At 41.6% G+C, this 14,062-nt stretch carries 15 protein-coding genes; 10 read left to right on the forward strand and 5 right to left on the reverse strand.

The features are described 5' to 3' along the window. Window positions 1-262 precede the first annotated feature (262 nt). Window positions 263-838, forward strand: coding sequence for a DUF2911 domain-containing protein (locus LA313_RS12865; RefSeq protein ID WP_228915614.1), 576 nt, complete (start codon window positions 263-265; stop codon window positions 836-838). Between the two features lie 47 nt (window positions 839-885). On the opposite strand, the gene LA313_RS12870 is transcribed toward LA313_RS12865, so the two are convergent. Further along, entirely contained in the window at window positions 886-1,518 is a 633-nt protein-coding gene (locus tag LA313_RS12870) for a 7-carboxy-7-deazaguanine synthase QueE (RefSeq protein WP_228915616.1), read from the reverse strand. A gap of 161 nt (window positions 1,519-1,679) precedes the next feature. Between LA313_RS12870 and LA313_RS12875 the strand changes: the two genes are divergently transcribed. The 9 genes from LA313_RS12875 (at window position 1,680) to LA313_RS12915 (ending at window position 9,278) form a co-directional block, all read left to right on the forward strand. Then, on the forward strand, window positions 1,680-3,005 hold the full coding sequence (locus LA313_RS12875; protein ID WP_228915618.1) for a D-alanyl-D-alanine carboxypeptidase/D-alanyl-D-alanine-endopeptidase: 1,326 nt from the start codon (window positions 1,680-1,682) through the stop codon (window positions 3,003-3,005). A gap of 2 nt (window positions 3,006-3,007) precedes the next feature. After that, window positions 3,008-4,069, forward strand: a complete 1,062-nt coding sequence (locus LA313_RS12880; RefSeq protein WP_228915619.1) for a S66 peptidase family protein — start codon at window positions 3,008-3,010, stop codon at window positions 4,067-4,069. Between the two features lie 62 nt (window positions 4,070-4,131). Continuing rightward, window positions 4,132-5,661: a helicase HerA-like domain-containing protein gene (locus LA313_RS12885; RefSeq protein ID WP_228915620.1), complete on the forward strand. Its 1,530-nt coding sequence runs from the start codon at window positions 4,132-4,134 to the stop codon at window positions 5,659-5,661. Between the two features lie 10 nt (window positions 5,662-5,671). Beyond that, complete coding sequence (locus LA313_RS12890; protein WP_228915621.1) at window positions 5,672-6,229, forward strand: hypothetical protein; 558 nt, start codon at window positions 5,672-5,674, stop codon at window positions 6,227-6,229. A gap of 17 nt (window positions 6,230-6,246) precedes the next feature. Beyond that, window positions 6,247-7,098, forward strand: a complete 852-nt coding sequence (rluF, locus tag LA313_RS12895; RefSeq protein ID WP_228915622.1) for a 23S rRNA pseudouridine(2604) synthase RluF — start codon at window positions 6,247-6,249, stop codon at window positions 7,096-7,098. 53 nt (window positions 7,099-7,151) lie between these two features. Continuing rightward, complete coding sequence (locus tag LA313_RS12900) at window positions 7,152-7,391, forward strand: DUF7218 family protein (protein ID WP_228915624.1); 240 nt, start codon at window positions 7,152-7,154, stop codon at window positions 7,389-7,391. 3 nt (window positions 7,392-7,394) lie between these two features. Then, on the forward strand, window positions 7,395-7,820 hold the full coding sequence (locus LA313_RS12905) for a VOC family protein (RefSeq protein ID WP_228915626.1): 426 nt from the start codon (window positions 7,395-7,397) through the stop codon (window positions 7,818-7,820). A 13-nt stretch (window positions 7,821-7,833) separates the two neighbouring features. After that, entirely contained in the window at window positions 7,834-8,853 is a 1,020-nt protein-coding gene (locus LA313_RS12910; RefSeq protein WP_228915628.1) for an AI-2E family transporter, read from the forward strand. 17 nt (window positions 8,854-8,870) lie between these two features. Beyond that, on the forward strand, window positions 8,871-9,278 hold the full coding sequence (locus tag LA313_RS12915) for a YkvA family protein (protein ID WP_228915630.1): 408 nt from the start codon (window positions 8,871-8,873) through the stop codon (window positions 9,276-9,278). 1 nt (window position 9,279) lies between these two features. Here LA313_RS12915 and LA313_RS12920 read toward each other — a convergent pair whose 3' ends face one another. The 4 genes from LA313_RS12920 to argS form a co-directional block, all read right to left on the reverse strand. Further along, window positions 9,280-10,179, reverse strand: coding sequence for a bifunctional 5,10-methylenetetrahydrofolate dehydrogenase/5,10-methenyltetrahydrofolate cyclohydrolase (locus LA313_RS12920; protein WP_228915632.1), 900 nt, complete (start codon window positions 10,177-10,179; stop codon window positions 9,280-9,282). A gap of 49 nt (window positions 10,180-10,228) precedes the next feature. Further along, window positions 10,229-10,603 (reverse strand): four helix bundle protein, encoded by a 375-nt coding sequence (locus LA313_RS12925; protein ID WP_228915634.1) that lies wholly within the window; start codon window positions 10,601-10,603, stop codon window positions 10,229-10,231. 43 nt (window positions 10,604-10,646) lie between these two features. Beyond that, window positions 10,647-11,975: a signal recognition particle protein gene (gene ffh, locus LA313_RS12930; RefSeq protein ID WP_228915636.1), complete on the reverse strand. Its 1,329-nt coding sequence runs from the start codon at window positions 11,973-11,975 to the stop codon at window positions 10,647-10,649. Window positions 11,976-12,191: 216 nt separating this feature from the next. Next, the gene (gene argS, locus LA313_RS12935) at window positions 12,192-13,961 is read right to left on the reverse strand and encodes an arginine--tRNA ligase (protein WP_228915639.1); all 1,770 of its coding nucleotides are present in this window, start codon (window positions 13,959-13,961) and stop codon (window positions 12,192-12,194) included. Between the last annotated feature and the right edge of the window lie 101 nt (window positions 13,962-14,062).

Genomic DNA, 14,062 nt, shown 5'->3' on the forward strand with positions numbered 1-14,062 from the left:
AAAGTTAGATGAACTATTGTATTTACGCATTAGACTTTTATAAATCAATACTCTCAACATTTTTAAATGATATGTTTAAACCCAAAGAAGAAACAGCTTATTCACAAAATAGAACTTATCCCAAACCCGGTGTTTCGGGTAAAAATTTTTCATTAAACCCGCCGATTTACTTTTCCATCTTTTTAACGGTAAATAAGGAAAATCTTAACTAAAAATCCGACAGCATGCTTTATATTTAAACCAAATTTAAAATAAAGACGAAATGAAGAAAATATTTATAATGTTCGCAGTTCTGGCCGGGTCTCTTTCCACCCAATTATATGCACAGGACACAACAGAAACTTTAAAGGATAATGACGGTCCAAACTTCTCAAAACTTGATGTAAGCCCTATGGATGTCGCCTTGTTTAGAGGTGAAAACAATGAACCTTTAGCAAGAGTGCTTTACAGTAGGCCCCAAACCCGCGACAGAGAAGTTTTTGGAAAGCTGGTACCTTATGGAGAAGTATGGAGAACAGGAGCCAACGAGGCAACCGAAATTACTCTTTACCAGGACCTTATGGTAGGAGGTAAAACCATCAAACAAGGGACCTATACACTTTTCACCATTCCAAGAGAAAAGGAATGGACGATCATCCTAAACAATAGCACCAACATATGGGGTGCGTATGATTATCATGTAGAAAAAGATGTAGCTCGTATTACCGTGCCGGTGAGAAAGTCACCTGTACCTATTGACGCGCTTTCCATGAATTTCGCAAAAAGTAATGATGGCGCCGATCTTTTCATTGGCTGGGATGACAGTTATGTAATAGTACCATTCAAAGAGGCCCAATAACCTATTGAAAACAGACTAAAAAACGCCCTTTTAAGAGGGCGTTTTTTTTATGGGATATTCAAATATTTATGCGTTTGAAGGGAAACTTTCCAGTTTGGGTTCTGCATGACATACTCTACGATAAGAGGCATCATTTTTTCCCTGTTGCTCCATTCGGGTTGCAGGTAAAGAATGCAGTTTTCATTGACTTTGGCCGCCTGTTCCTCGGCGAATTTAAAGTCATGTTTGTTAAAAACGATCACCTTTAATTCATTGGCAACCTCATAGATCTCCTCGGTAGGAAGTTTAATTTTCTTGGGAGAAAGACATATCCAGTCCCAGGTCCCCGTAAGAGGATAAGCCCCTGAAGTTTCAATATGGATCTTAGCCCCTTTTTCCTTTAAACGGCTGGTTAGCGGCTCCATATTCCATGTAAGAGGTTCTCCACCTGTAACCACTATTGTTTTACTGCTCTTTAAAGCATTGTCGACAATAGTTTCCACGCCGGTAGGAGGATGCAATTTTGCGTCCCAGCTTTCCTTAACATCACACCAGTGGCAGCCTACATCACATCCACCCACTCTTATAAAATAAGCCGCAGTTCCTTTATGAAAACCTTCGCCCTGTATGGTATAAAATTCCTCCATTAGCGGCAGCATATTTCCCTGCTCCACCAATTCGTTCATTTCCTTCTCATTCATAACCGGCAAAGGTACATAAAAACCATGACCGGACCCTGCGGAGTAAAGAAAAGCACACCTGTCAAAAATGGCATTTTTTGAACCCCTTTCAGATCAATAAATTTTTCGGACTCCTGTCAAAGTTTTCTTACTTTAACCCTTTCTTTTAAAGCAACAAATTTTTGCCTGTTTTACGCCGAATCATAAAGATCCTTCCAGTTTTCTTCGGATTTCTGCTCCTTTTTTCCTGTGCGCCGGGTAAAGATGTAAGCCGGGAACTTAAAAAGAGCTTTTCTAAGGCCGAAGCTTCCAATTCCCGGTTCACGGGGTTCATGGTTTATGACCCTCACTCCCGGAAAGTGATTATTGAACACAATTCCCATAAATATTTCACTCCTGCTTCCAACATCAAACTGTTTAGCTTTTACGCAGGATTAAAAATTCTTGAAGATTCAATTCCTGCTTTGAAATATGAATTTTCGAATGACACCCTTTATTTCGCCCCCACCGGGGATCCTACTTTTTTACACAGCGATTTCGATTCTTCTAAAATCCTGGAGTTTTTTAATTCCCATTCCGAAACCCTTATGCTCATTTATCCTGAAGCCACAGAAACACCTTTTGGACCAGGTTGGGCATGGGATGATTACAATTATAGCTTTTCTGCTGAACGCTCTCCTTTTCCGCTTTATGGAAATACTGTGAACTTCAGCTTTTCTCCTGAAGATTCCCTTAAAGCTGAACCGTCCTTTTTTGAAAATCAAATGAAAAAAGACAGTACAGGCTTTTCTTCCGGGATTCAGCGAAATCTAAAAGAGAACAGATTCAAAATTCCACTTTTAAGACATTCAGCTTTTGAACAGCAGGTGCCCTTCATTACTTCAGCCGAACTCAGTGCACGACTGCTTTCCGATACGCTGAAGAGAAAGGTGAATTTAATCCGAAATCTTCCGAAGCATATAAATCTTCAGCATAAATTGTTTAGCCGGCCATCGGACAGTCTTTACAAAAAGATGTTGCAGGACAGTGATAATCTTTTTGCCGAGCAGCTACTCCTCATGGCTGCAGGAGAGATCTCTGATACCCTTAAGGCAGAAATAGCAATTGACTATGTGCAAAACGAATTTTTTAAGGAGATGCCCGATGAAATTAAATGGGTTGATGGCTCTGGTCTCTCCCGCTACAACCTCTTGACTCCCCGAAGCCTGGTTTGGGTACTGGAAAAAATATACAGGGAAATTCCCCGGGAACGACTTTTCGCTCTGCTGCCCGCAGGAGGAGTTTCGGGTAGTTTGAAGAAAGATTACAAGGCTCCCGTTGGCAAACCTCCATTTGTTTTCGCCAAAACCGGAAATTTAAGCAACAACCACAGCCTAAGCGGATATTTAATAACATCATCGGGCAGGGTCCTTATCTTTAGCTTTATGAATAATCATTATATGGTACCAACAGCAGTCGTGAAATCCAGGATGGACGACGTGCTTAGGGAACTTTACCTCAACTACTAATTATGGAAAGAAGGAAGTTTTTACAAAATATGGGATTTGGTAGCCTGGCTTTACCTCTATATAGCTGCGTAGCACCGGCTTTAATGAATTTTGACACCGGGATCGGGGAAGAAATTCTTCCAAAGCGTCTTCAGCCGGGAGATACTATTGGAATCGTGAGCCCTTCTGGAGCCATTTTTGAATCTGAGCCTTATGAAATTGCAGTGGAATCCATGCAGGCACTCGGGCTTAAAGTAAAACTGGGAGAGCATGTGAAAAAGCGATATGGCCATCTCGCAGGCACAGATGAAGAGCGGGCACAGGAACTTAACCTCATGTTTAAAGATCCATCCATCAATGCCATCATATGTCTAAGGGGGGGATCTGGAGCAGCACGTATTCTCAATTTACTGGATTATGAAGCTATTCAAAAAAACCCGAAGATATTTATAGGCTACAGTGACATAACCGCACTACATCTTGCGATTTACAAAAAAACAGGACTGGTGACTTTTCACGGTCCTTTGGCAACCTCAACCTGGAATATTTTTGCAGTCGAACACTTTAAGGATCTGCTTTTTGAAGCTGACGCCGTGCAATATTCCAATCCTGTGGATAAGGGAGGACTGCTAACACAAACCAACAATAGAATTAGGACCATCACTGCCGGTTCGGCTACCGGAGAACTGTTGGGAGGCAATCTCTCTGTCCTCACAGGGCTTATGGGAACTCCTTATTTCCCTACTAACTGGGAGGGAAAGATCCTGTACCTGGAAGATGTTGGGGAACGGATCTATGCAGTAGACAGAATGATGTCTCAACTGCAACTTGGAGGTGTACTCGACCAAATAAGCGGATTTATCTTCGGGAAATGCAGCGATTGCGAACCGGGAGGTGCAGGAGGCTACGGCTCTTTGACCATGGAAGAGGTGCTGGACCATTTTATAAAGCCATTAAATATTCCGGCATTTTCGGGCACTATGATTGGGCACATTAGCGATAACTTCACCATTCCCAATGGAATAAGAGCTGAGATGAATGCAGAACAGGGAACTTTTAAGATGCTTAATCCTGCAGTTCGATAAATTCGAAGGATTAGAAAGGAGTCTAATCCCTCACAATTCTTACATTTATAAAAATTTTGAAGGTGTTCAATAAACAGCATTTTACAGAAGATATTACTTCCGGCTATCAAACAAAAGGTGATTACATCTATTTGGGTGCTGCCATGCATGACGGGGAAGTCTATCCAGATGCTGCAGTAAAAATTCCGCTGAAAACTTTGAACCGGCATGGCCTTATAGCCGGAGCTACCGGCACCGGAAAATCCAAAACACTGCAGATCCTTGCTGAAAACCTTTCAAAAAAGGGAGTTGCGGTATTGCTTATGGATGTAAAAGGAGATATGAGTGGCCTGGCAAAACCTTCAGCCGGAGAGACTTTTATCCAGGCTCGGCATGACAAGCTGAAATTTCCTTTTGAAGCCAGTGCTTCTCCGGTGGAGATCCTGAGTCTTTCCGAAGAAAAGGGAGTAAGACTACGGGCTACAGCCAGTGAATTTGGACCTGTACTCCTATCCCGCATCCTTGAACTTTCCCCGGCCCAAAGTGGAATATTATCGGTCATTTTCAAATACTGTGACGACAACCACCTGCCACTTCTGGATCTTAAGGACCTAAAGAAAATCCTTCAATATTCGACAGAAGATGGCAAAGAGGAGTTTGAAAAGTCCTACGGAAGGATTTCATCTGCATCCACCGGCGCTATTCTTCGGAAAATTGTAGCACTGGAGCAACAGGGAGCAGATCTCTTTTTTGGCGAAAGATCTTTTGAGGTCGAGGATTTGCTAAGAAAGACCAGCGACGGGCACGGTTACATTAATATTTTACGACTTACCGACATTCAGGATCGACCGAAGCTTTTTTCCACCTTTATGCTAAGCCTCCTCGCCGAGGTCTACAACAGTTTTCCCGAACAGGGAGACAGTGATAAACCAAAGCTGGTGCTGTTTATAGATGAGGCTCATTTAATTTTTGATCAAGCTTCCGATGCTTTGCTTAATCAAATTGAAAGCATCGTCAAACTTATAAGATCAAAGGGCGTAGGTTTATTTTTTGTCACCCAAAATCCTGCCGATGTTCCTGCAGATGTGCTGGGGCAACTGGGATTAAAAATTCAGCATGCACTAAGAGCATTTACCGCTAAAGATCGCAAAGCAATTAAACTGGCTGCAGAAAATTATCCTATTTCAGAATATTACGATACCAAAAATGAACTCACTACGTTAGGAATTGGGGAAGCGCTGGTGACGGCACTGGATGAAAAAGGAAGGCCTACTCCCCTTGCGGCGACAATGTTAAGGGCACCGATGAGCCGAATGGACATCCTGAGTTCGGAAGAGTTACAGGAACTTATTGAATCTTCGGCTCTTAAGGAAAAATACAATCAACAAATTGACCGCGAAAGTGCGTATGAGATCCTGACCCAAAAAATTGAGAGGGCAGACCAGGAAAGAGCCAGGGAAAAAGCCGCGGAAGAGAGAAAGAAAATAAGGAAAACCACATCGGGCCGGCGCAGTAGATCTGGTGACGGTTCTCAAAAAGCTGTAATTAAAGTTCTCACCAGTGCCACTTTTATAAGAGGTGTCATGGGAGTACTCAATAAACTTTTAAAATAACCTTACAAAAATGCGAAAAGCCCTTTTACTTCTACTTTTTATCACAACCGGCTTCCTTATTTCATGCGAAAAAGAGCAGGATCCTTTTTTAATTAGCGCCAACAGCATTGGGCGTTTGACCAGTGATATAAAAATTAATCAGCTTGATTCGATCTTTGCCGAAGATTCCATTGTGAAACAGGTAGGCACCAGCGAATTATTCCGAAAAAGCAATGAAATCGAAGTTTACGACAACAAGGGTAATAAACTTCTTTTAATAGAACCGGTACAGGCTTTTGATTCTACCAGCACCATAGGATTTATCCAGGTACTTGACCCCCGCTATAAGACAGCTAAAGGAGTAGGCAAAGAAAGCACCTTTAAGGACCTTGTTGAAAACTACAATATTTCCAGAATTGAAAATACCTTAAGTGCAGCCGTGGTCTTTATAGATGACTTGAACATTTACGTTACTATTGATAAAAAGCAGCTCCCTGTGGAACTGCGATATGATACGCAAACCCGTATCCAGGCATCACAAATTCCCGATGATGCGAAGATCAAATACTTTATGATCGATTGGGATTAATTTTTTAAAACTTCTAAATGTCTTCTGAAAATCTTACCCGGTTAAATAAATATTTGAGTGAAGTAGGTTACTGCTCCCGCCGAAAGGCCGATACACTTATTGAACAGGGAAGAGTTACGATCAATGGGCAGGTGCCCGAAATGGGAACTAAAGTGAGTCCGGACGATGAAGTACGCGTCAATGGTGAACTTATCGTTCCGCCGAAAAAAGATAATGTTTACCTGGCATTTAATAAACCAATCGGAATTGTTTGCACCACCAATCCAGCCGAGAAAAAGAACATTGTGGATTATATTAATTTCCCCACTCGTATTTTTCCAATAGGACGCCTGGACAAACCAAGTGAAGGCCTTATCTTACTTACAGATGACGGGGATATTGTTAATAAAATCCTCAGGGCCCGAAACAATCACGAAAAAGAATACATAGTTACGGTTGACAGAATAATCACAGCCGACTTCATTCAAAGAATGTCATCGGGAATTCCCATTTTAGACACCGTTACCCGCAAATGTGAGGTAGAACAACTGAGTAAATTCACATTCAGGATTGTACTCACCCAGGGCCTTAACAGGCAAATACGCAGGATGTGCGAATATCTTGGCTTTGAAGTAGTAAAGCTCAAGCGGGTAAGGATCATGAATATTAAACTGAATGTCGAAGTTGGACAGTATCGTCATCTCACCCAAAAAGAACTTGATGGACTCGACCAACTTACCGGAGAATCTATTAAGACTGAAGAAGCCTCTTTAAAACAGGACCAAAAAACTCCTCCACCAAAACAGAAAAAAGCGCCAAAAGGAACGGCTTCAAAAAAATCCCACCACAAACGCAATTCTCCAAATAACCCCAGAAATAGGGAATCTTAACAGAGAATTAAGCAAATTATCTGCTGTATCTGCTTATTTTTAATAAAAAAATTATGCCAGACAACAGAATCAAAAACGAAGATCAATACGAAGCTCTTAGAGATAAAGGAGCCAGTAAAGAGAAAGCTGCCAGGATCGCCAATTCTTCGAATTCCGGCGAGAAAGGTGGTAAAGGAGAGAAGTACGAGGACCGCAGTAAAGAAGACCTTTACAAGAAAGCAAAGGAAGTGGGAATTGATGGCCGTTCAAAAATGAGCAAAAAAGAATTGATCAGCGCCCTGAGAAACCATTAATCCATGGAGAAGATTCAACCTTTTCACCTTGCCATTCCGGTCGATGACCTTGAAAAAGCCCGGAAATTCTACAGGGATACTTTAGGCTGCGAAGAAGGAAGAAGCAGTGACCACTGGGTAGATTTCAACTTCTTTGGCCATCAATTGGTGATCCATTATAAAGCGGCTTCCGAAGGAAGAAATACGGGAAGTAATCCAGTAGATGGAAAAGATGTACCTATTCCTCATTTTGGAGTAGTCCTGGAATGGGATACCTTCCAATCTTTCTCTAAAGAACTTGCGGAAAAAGACATTTCTTTTGTTATTGAACCCTATATTAGATTTGAAGGACAGGCAGGGGAACAAGCTACCATGTTTTTTAAAGATCCTTGTGGCAATGCACTAGAATTTAAAGCCTTTAAAAACCCGGCCCAGTTATTCGCAAAATAATTACATAATTTAAATGAACAGATTAAAACCATCTTTAGTACGACAATTGTTCGTACTACTCCTTATTATTTTCCTTTTGGTTTTAATCTTTCGGGAGATATTACCTTATCTCTCAGGAATTTTGGGAGCAATCACGCTTTATGTCGTGCTTAAAAAACCTATGAACTGGCTGGTGAGACGTGGCTGGAAACCGGTGATGGCTGCATCGATGCTCATGTTCCTTTCTTTTATTGGAATTCTGGTACCTATCACGCTTACGGCCATTATGCTTACCTCAAAGATCGGCAAGGCCGTAGCAAATTCCGAAATGGTTTTGCAGGCAGTGAAAGATCAGATTAACGAGGCCGAAATCTACGTAGGTTATGATCTAAGTAAGAGTATCGACTCCGCAAGGGTCGCCGATTGGCTTTCTAACAACCTGCAATCACTGGGTGCCGGGACTTTTAATGCCTTTATTGCTATAAGTATCATGTACTTCCTCCTGTATTATATGCTTATATACCGGCATAGTCTTAAGGATGTGGTTATCTCCTACATCCCTCTTGGAGAAGACAATCTTGAGGTAATTGGGCATGAAGGGGATGAAATGGTGAAATCGAATGCCCTGGGAATTCCACTTGTGGCATTTTTCCAGGGGATTGTAGCTCTTATAGGTTACCTCATTGTTGGAGTACCCGATCCACTCTTCTGGTTCGTGATCACTGCCATTGGGGCAATGGTCCCTTTTATTGGAACAGCCATTGGTATAGTCCCGGTGACGATCCTGCTTTATTCCATGGGAATGGAATGGCAGGCAATTTTTATTATGATCTATGGATTCGTAATTGTCGGGATCACAGATAACATTTTGCGGCTTTACATCCTAAACAGGCTTGCAAGTGTGCATCCTTTGATTACCCTCTTTGGAGTGGTAGTAGGTGTTCCCCTTTTTGGGTTCATAGGACTCATATTTGGGCCTTTGCTCGTATCCCTGTTTTTGCTTATCTTAAAGATATACAAGCACGAATACGGAAAAACAGAAAATAAGATTTAACCTAAAAAATTAATGCTATGCTTGAAAACGTAAAAAAGAAGATCAACAAAGATTACCTGAAATCTGAGGTCTCCAAAGTAGAAGACGGAGATTTGGATATGGTAATGGATAACAAAGAGGCCATTGATAAAAAGCTGAACAATTCCGGAATGAAAAAGTACGCCGAACTTGGAAAGCTCATGTTTGGTATGTTAAAAGACTACCGTAGGGGAGAATACACAGCTCCACCATGGTTTACCATTGCAGCAATAGGCCTTACACTTCTCTATGTATTCAATCCCATGGACATGTTACCCGATTTTCTACCCGGAGTAGGTTATGTGGATGATTTCGCCCTTTTTACAGTAGCTGTTCGCTTCATAGAGTCCGATCTACATGCTTACCTGGATTGGAAAATTTCAGAGGCAAAAGAAGCAAATGCTTAATCTAATTCTTTAACTCCATTTTTCTGCTGCGATGAGTATCCCTGGCCAACAGGGTATTCTTCAGCAGCATGGCAATGGTCATAGGCCCAACCCCTCCGGGAACTGGAGTGATATAGCTTACCTTTTTTGAAACATTTTCAAAATCCACATCACCTGAGATCCTGTAACCTTTAGGTTTGGATTCATCTGGCACCCTTGTGATACCAACATCAATGACAACTGCGTCATCCTTGACCATTTCGGCTTTAAGGAAGTTGGGAATTCCTACTGCGATTATAATAATATCTGCCTGCGAAGTTATTTGGGTAATGTTCTTTGTGAATTCGTGAGTTAAGGTTACCGTTGAGTTACCTGGAAAGCCTTCTCTCCCCATGAGGATGCTCATTGGTCTTCCCACAATGTAACTGCGCCCAATTACACAGGTATGTTTTCCTTTAGTAGGAATATTGTAACGCTCAAGCATCTCCAGAATGCCAAAAGGTGTTGCAGGAATAAAGGAAGTCATGTCAAGAGACATTTTTCCGAAGTTGGTGGGATGGAATCCATCCACATCCTTATCGGGACTTACTGCTAAAAGTACTTTCTGAGTATTTATTTGTGGAGGTAGTGGTAACTGTACAATAAAGCCGTCGATATCATCATTGTTGTTGAGTTCCTCGATCTTGGCCAAAAGCTCAAGCTCGCTGGTATTTGAAGACATGCGAAATTCTGAAGATTCGAAGCCTACTCTTTTACAAGCCTGCACTTTACTGTTCACATAAGTAAGGCTTGCGCCGTCACTACCAACAATAATGGCAGCCAGATGCGGGACTTTCTCCCCGCGCTCTTTCATTTTTTGTACTTCCAGGGCTATTTCATCCTGGATTTCGTTGCTTAATTTTTTACCGTCGAGGAGAGTCATATGTTTAGTGTTCAGTGATCGGTGGTCAGTGATCAGTTTATATTGGAATTTATTCTTCTGTTTTCACCCCAAATTTTTTGGGATTGAGAATCATATAATTAATTAATTTGCCTACTTCTTCACTTTCGATCATTAATTTCTTGTAAGATCCTTCAGCTAAGTATTGACATTTATAAGCATATTCTAACCAAACTTGTGTTTCAGAATTTTCGGCATCACCATCTGCCAATTTGCTTGCGAAGTGCCTCGGATAATTTCTTTTTCTATAAGCTTCAGCAATTGCTGCTGAAACACTGCGGGAAGAGCGTCTAATTTGATCGGTCAAAGAGTAAGTCTCCTTCTTTGGGAATTGTGTTGAAATCTCCAATATTTGCATAGACAGTGAAACAGACTTTTGATAAGCAAATAAATCCTGAAAGTTCATCAATTTTTATTTTTCTGAATACTGATCACCGAATACTGATCACTTACTTCATTCCTTTCATCATCTGCATCATCTTTCTTCCGCCACCGCCTTGCATCATTTTCATCATTTTGCTCATTTGGTTGAATTGCTTCAAAAGCTGATTCACCTGCTGAACAGATGTTCCCGATCCTTTTCCAATACGTTTTTTTCTGGAAGCATTAATTACTGAAGGTTTTGAACGTTCTTCGGGAGTCATTGAGTGGATAATGGCTTCAATTGGTTTAAAAGCATCATCATCGATCTCCACGTCCTTCAACATCTTTCCTGCCCCGGGGATCATACCCATAAGATCCTTCATGGATCCCATTTTTTTGATCTGCTGAAGCTGACTTAGGAAGTCGTCAAACCCGAATTCGTTTTTGGCAATTTTCTTCTGAAGCTTTCTTGCTTCCTCTTCATCATATTGTTCCTGGGCTCTTTCCACAAGAGACACAACATCTCCCATTCCCAGAATTCGATCGGCCATACGGGAAGGATAGAATACATCAATTGCATCCATTTTTTCCCCTGTACCAATGAATTTTATTGGTTTATTAACGACAGATTTAATGGAAATTGCCGCTCCACCACGAGTATCCCCATCAAGTTTGGTAAGGATAACCCCGTCGAAGTTTAGTCGGTCGTTAAAGGCTTTTGCTGTATTCACCGCATCCTGTCCTGTCATCGAATCCACTACAAAAAGTGTTTCCTGCGGCTGGATGGCGCTGTGGATATTGGCAATCTCGGTCATCATCGCTTCATCAACGGCAAGACGACCGGCGGTATCAATGATCACCACGTTATGACCGTTTGCTTTTGCGTGAGCGATCGCTGCTTTAGAAATAGCAACAGGATCCTGATTACCTTCATCACTAAAGACCTCAACTCCTACCTGATCTCCAACTACGTGTAACTGATTAATTGCCGCCGGACGGTAAACATCACAAGCAACCAGTAAAGGTTTTTTTGCTTTCTTGGTTTTTAAATAATTCGCCAGTTTTCCCGAAAAAGTGGTTTTACCACTCCCCTGAAGACCCGACATAAGGATCACCGATGGATTTCCCGAAAGATTAATTCCTTCTGCATCTCCACCCATCAACTGGGTAAGCTCATCTTTAACGAGCTTAACCATCATCTGCCCTGGTTTTAAAGCGGTAAGCACGTCCTGTCCTAATGCCTTTTCCTTTACTGTGGTAGTAAATTCCTTGGCGATCTTATAGTTCACATCGGCATCTACAAGGGCACGCCTTACCTCTTTAAGGGTTTCGGCAACGTTAACTTCGGTAATTTGCCCGTGTCCCTTAAGGACGTGTAAGGCATTATCCAGCTTATCACTTAAACTTTCGAACATAATCTCTCAGATTTTTTTAAACCGCCGGCTATAGTCGGCAGTTGCAAATTTAATGATTTGAGGCTGAAGTGAAAACTTTTTCAACTCCACTTCAACTTTATAATTTCTATTTTTCCCCCGGAAAAAAATTCCATCTGGAACAGGTGTCAAAAATGACATTTTTGACACCTGTTATCTTTAACTTCTACAATCCCACTTCTACCTTCGTACTTCGACCTACATTCTCTCCGGCACCTGAATCCCCAGAAGTTCAAAGGAAGATTTAATAACATCCCCCACTGCTTTTGAAAGCTGCACCCTGAATTTCTTTTCAGTGTCATCCTCGGTTCCAAGAATAGTGACGTTTTGATAGAAACTATTGAATACCTTAACCAGTTCATAGGTGTAATTGGCAATCAATGCCGGACTATGATTTTCTGCCGCCAGCTGAATAGTTTCAGGATATACCTGAAGTTGCTTTATTAGCTCCTTCTCTTTATCATTTAAATTATAAGCAAGAATTGGCTGGGTGTAATCAAATTCAGCTTTACGAAGGATAGATTGGATCCTGGCGTAAGTATATTGAATAAACGGACCGGTATTTCCCTGGAAATCGACAGATTCTTCAGGATTGAAAAGTATTCTTTTTCTGGGATCAACTTTCAGAATATAATATTTAAGGGCTCCCAGGCCAATGATGCGGTAAAGTTCATCTTTTTCGGCTGCTGAATATCCATCCAATTTTCCAAGTTCTTCAGAAATATTTCGGGCGGTGGCCGTCATTTCATCAATAAGATCATCGGCATCAACCACAGTTCCTTCCCTACTTTTCATTTTTCCCGTGGGAAGGTCAACCATTCCGTAGCTTAGGTGGTAAAGGTTATCTGCCCATTCATAGCCCAGCTTCTTGAGGATCAAAAAAAGCACTTTAAAGTGATAATCCTGCTCATTTCCTACGGTGTAAACCATTCCGTTGATATGAAAATCCTTCACACGTTGTATGGCAGTACCAATGTCCTGGGTCATGTAAACCGCGGTCCCGTCGCTACGCAGCACGATCTTTTCATCAAGACCATCCTCAGTAAGATCTATCCAAACACTGCCGTCATCTTTACGATAAAAAACACCTTTTTCGAGACCTTCAGCAACTACATTTTTTCCCAGTAAATAGGTGTCACTTTCATAGTAGTTTTTATCAAAATCCACTCCCAGTTTCTGGTAAGTTTCCTCAAAGCCATCGTAAACCCATTGGTTCATAGTCTTCCACAGCCCCACTACCTCCTTATCCCCGGCTTCCCACTTACGCAACATTTCCTGCGCATCCTTCAAAATGGGTGCTTCGGCTTTAGCTTCTTCTTCAGTCTTTCCCTGGGCGAGCAAATAGGAAACTTCTTCTTTATAAGCTTTATCAAATTTTACATAGTAATTCCCTACCAGCTTATCACCTTTGAGACCGGAAGTCTCGGGAGTTTCATCATTTCCGAAGCGCTGCCATGCGAGCATGGACTTACAAATATGAATTCCGCGGTCATTAATGATCTGGGTTTTGTAAACCTTCTTTCCGGAAGCCTTAAGAATTTCGGCAACAGAATATCCTAAAAGGTTATTTCTTACGTGTCCTAAATGTAGTGGCTTGTTCGTATTTGGCGAGGAGTACTCCACCATGATCGACTGTTCCCTTTCAGGAGTTCTTCCAAAAGAGGTGTTGTCTTTCATGCTTCCGAAGAAATCCAGGTAGGATTGATCTGCAAGAACAATGTTCAAAAAGCCCTGAACCACATTGAATTTTTGAATATCCTTGTTATTCTCAACCAGGTATTGACCTATAGCCTCCCCAAGTTTGACGGGGCTGGTTTTGATTTGCCTCAACATGGGAAAAGTCACAAGAGTAATATCACCCTCGAAATCCTTACGGGTAGGCTGAAATTCTACCGTTTCCAGATCTACATCAAAAATATTTTTCACCGCTTCTTTTACCTGAGCGGAAAGTTTGTCCTGAACATTCATTGTTTTGTCTTTTTATCACCTGCAGGCCCGGTACAGGAAGTCGCAAAGATAACAGAATTTTGAGCTTGGTTAAAGGGTTTGCGCGCAAATGCTTATCTTTA

The organism is Salinimicrobium sediminilitoris (assembly GCF_020866905.1).
Lineage (GTDB): Bacteria > Bacteroidota > Bacteroidia > Flavobacteriales > Flavobacteriaceae > Salinimicrobium > Salinimicrobium sediminilitoris.

What these genes read in the sequence shown, in the direction of transcription:
- ffh (WP_228915636.1), bottom strand. Translation starts at nt 11,975, where the DNA reads ATGTTCGAAAGTTTAAGTGATAAGCTGGATAATGCCTTACACGTCCTT.
- LA313_RS12870 (WP_228915616.1), bottom strand. Translation starts at nt 1,518, where the DNA reads ATGAATGAGAAGGAAATGAACGAATTGGTGGAGCAGGGAAATATGCTG.
- LA313_RS12920 (WP_228915632.1), bottom strand. Translation starts at nt 10,179, where the DNA reads ATGACTCTCCTCGACGGTAAAAAATTAAGCAACGAAATCCAGGATGAA.
- argS (WP_228915639.1), bottom strand. Translation starts at nt 13,961, where the DNA reads ATGAATGTTCAGGACAAACTTTCCGCTCAGGTAAAAGAAGCGGTGAAA.
- rluF (WP_228915622.1), top strand. Translation starts at nt 6,247, where the DNA reads ATGTCTTCTGAAAATCTTACCCGGTTAAATAAATATTTGAGTGAAGTA.
- LA313_RS12890 (WP_228915621.1), top strand. Translation starts at nt 5,672, where the DNA reads ATGCGAAAAGCCCTTTTACTTCTACTTTTTATCACAACCGGCTTCCTT.
- LA313_RS12915 (WP_228915630.1), top strand. Translation starts at nt 8,871, where the DNA reads ATGCTTGAAAACGTAAAAAAGAAGATCAACAAAGATTACCTGAAATCT.
- LA313_RS12925 (WP_228915634.1), bottom strand. Translation starts at nt 10,603, where the DNA reads ATGAACTTTCAGGATTTATTTGCTTATCAAAAGTCTGTTTCACTGTCT.
- LA313_RS12910 (WP_228915628.1), top strand. Translation starts at nt 7,834, where the DNA reads ATGAACAGATTAAAACCATCTTTAGTACGACAATTGTTCGTACTACTC.
- LA313_RS12900 (WP_228915624.1), top strand. Translation starts at nt 7,152, where the DNA reads ATGCCAGACAACAGAATCAAAAACGAAGATCAATACGAAGCTCTTAGA.
- LA313_RS12905 (WP_228915626.1), top strand. Translation starts at nt 7,395, where the DNA reads ATGGAGAAGATTCAACCTTTTCACCTTGCCATTCCGGTCGATGACCTT.
- LA313_RS12880 (WP_228915619.1), top strand. Translation starts at nt 3,008, where the DNA reads ATGGAAAGAAGGAAGTTTTTACAAAATATGGGATTTGGTAGCCTGGCT.
- LA313_RS12865 (WP_228915614.1), top strand. Translation starts at nt 263, where the DNA reads ATGAAGAAAATATTTATAATGTTCGCAGTTCTGGCCGGGTCTCTTTCC.